The 1227-nt window shown below is 50.0% G+C and carries 11 tRNA genes and 1 rRNA gene; all 12 read left to right on the top strand.

Going from position 1 to position 1227, the window contains the following annotated elements:
* Positions 1 to 95 (top strand): 5S ribosomal RNA (gene rrf, locus ACQKOG_RS10015); the annotation flags it as partial.
* A 16-nt stretch (positions 96 to 111) separates the two neighbouring features.
* Positions 112 to 188: transfer RNA gene (locus ACQKOG_RS10010), tRNA-Asn, on the top strand.
* A 5-nt stretch (positions 189 to 193) separates the two neighbouring features.
* A tRNA-Ser gene (locus tag ACQKOG_RS10005) sits at positions 194 to 285 on the top strand.
* Positions 286 to 315: 30 nt separating this feature from the next.
* Positions 316 to 390 (top strand) — tRNA-Glu (locus tag ACQKOG_RS10000).
* A 17-nt stretch (positions 391 to 407) separates the two neighbouring features.
* Positions 408 to 483 (top strand) — tRNA-Val (locus tag ACQKOG_RS09995).
* Positions 484 to 508: 25 nt separating this feature from the next.
* Positions 509 to 583, top strand: a tRNA-Met gene (locus ACQKOG_RS09990).
* 4 nt (positions 584 to 587) lie between these two features.
* Positions 588 to 663: transfer RNA gene (locus ACQKOG_RS09985), tRNA-Asp, on the top strand.
* A gap of 16 nt (positions 664 to 679) precedes the next feature.
* Positions 680 to 752: transfer RNA gene (locus ACQKOG_RS09980), tRNA-Phe, on the top strand.
* A gap of 12 nt (positions 753 to 764) precedes the next feature.
* Positions 765 to 840: transfer RNA gene (locus tag ACQKOG_RS09975), tRNA-Thr, on the top strand.
* A gap of 10 nt (positions 841 to 850) precedes the next feature.
* Positions 851 to 934: transfer RNA gene (locus ACQKOG_RS09970), tRNA-Tyr, on the top strand.
* A gap of 13 nt (positions 935 to 947) precedes the next feature.
* A tRNA-Trp gene (locus tag ACQKOG_RS09965) sits at positions 948 to 1021 on the top strand.
* Positions 1022 to 1053: 32 nt separating this feature from the next.
* Positions 1054 to 1129 (top strand) — tRNA-His (locus ACQKOG_RS09960).
* Positions 1130 to 1227 lie beyond the last annotated feature (98 nt).

The following is a 1227-nucleotide window of genomic DNA, read 5'->3' as shown; positions in this document are numbered from 1 at the left end:
GTCACACCCGTTCCCATACCGAACACGGAAGTTAAGCTCTTTAGCGCCGATGGTAGTTGGGGGCTTCCCCCTGTGAGAGTAGGACGTCGCTAGGCTATATGATAAAATTATTCCGAAGTAGCTCAGTTGGTAGTAGCACCTGACTGTTAATCAGGTTGTCGCAGGTTCGAGTCCTGCCTTCGGAGCCATTCTTGGAGAGTTGTCCGAGTGGCCGAAGGAGCACGATTGGAAATCGTGTAGGCGGTTAACACTGTCTCAAGGGTTCAAATCCCTTACTCTCCGCCAGCACTTTAAGGATTTATCATTCCAAACGAAGGCCCCTTGGTCAAGTGGTTAAGACACCGCCCTTTCACGGCGGTAACACGGGTTCGAATCCCGTAGGGGTCACCATTTTTCAATACCCAGATGGAGGATTAGCTCAGCTGGGAGAGCATCTGCCTTACAAGCAGAGGGTCGGCGGTTCGAGCCCGTCATCCTCCACCATTATTTAAATAAATCACCTTATTATCGCGGGGTGGAGCAGTGGTAGCTCGTCGGGCTCATAACCCGAAGGTCGTTGGTTCAAATCCGGCCCCCGCAACCAAAATGGTCCCGTGGTGTAGCGGTTAACATGCCTGCCTGTCACGCAGGAGATCGCCGGTTCGATCCCGGTCGGGACCGCCATTTTTTAAAAGAATATGGGTCAGTAGCTCAGTTGGTAGAGCATTAGATTGAAGCTCTAAGTGTCGGCGGTTCGATTCCGTCCTGACCCATCACATTTTTTTGCCGGTGTAGCTCAGTTGGTAGAGCAACTGACTTGTAATCAGTAGGTCGTGGGTTCGACTCCTATCGCCGGCACCATGACTTTCCCGGAGGGGTAGCGAAGTGGCTAAACGCGGCGGACTGTAAATCCGCTCCTTAGGGTTCGGCGGTTCGAATCCGTCCCCCTCCACCAGTTTTAATTTAATAGGGGCATAGTTCAACGGTAGAATAGAGGTCTCCAAAACCTTTGGTGTGGGTTCGATTCCTACTGCCCCTGCCAATTAATTTAAAATAATAAAATATAATAATATGGCGGTTGTGGCGAAGTGGTTAACGCACCTGATTGTGGTTCAGGCATTCGTGGGTTCGATTCCCATCAGTCGCCCCATTTAATTTAAAATAATAAAATATAATAATATGGCGGTTGTGGCGAAGTGGTTAACGCACCTGATTGTGGTTCAGGCATTCGTGGGTTCGATTCCCATC

Origin of the sequence: Lysinibacillus sp. NPDC093216, assembly GCF_050280325.1 — a bacterium.
Lineage (GTDB): Bacteria > Bacillota > Bacilli > Bacillales_A > Planococcaceae > Lysinibacillus.
The sequence above is the reverse complement of the archived record's forward strand: the minus strand, read 5'-3'. Positions and strand labels throughout refer to the sequence as shown.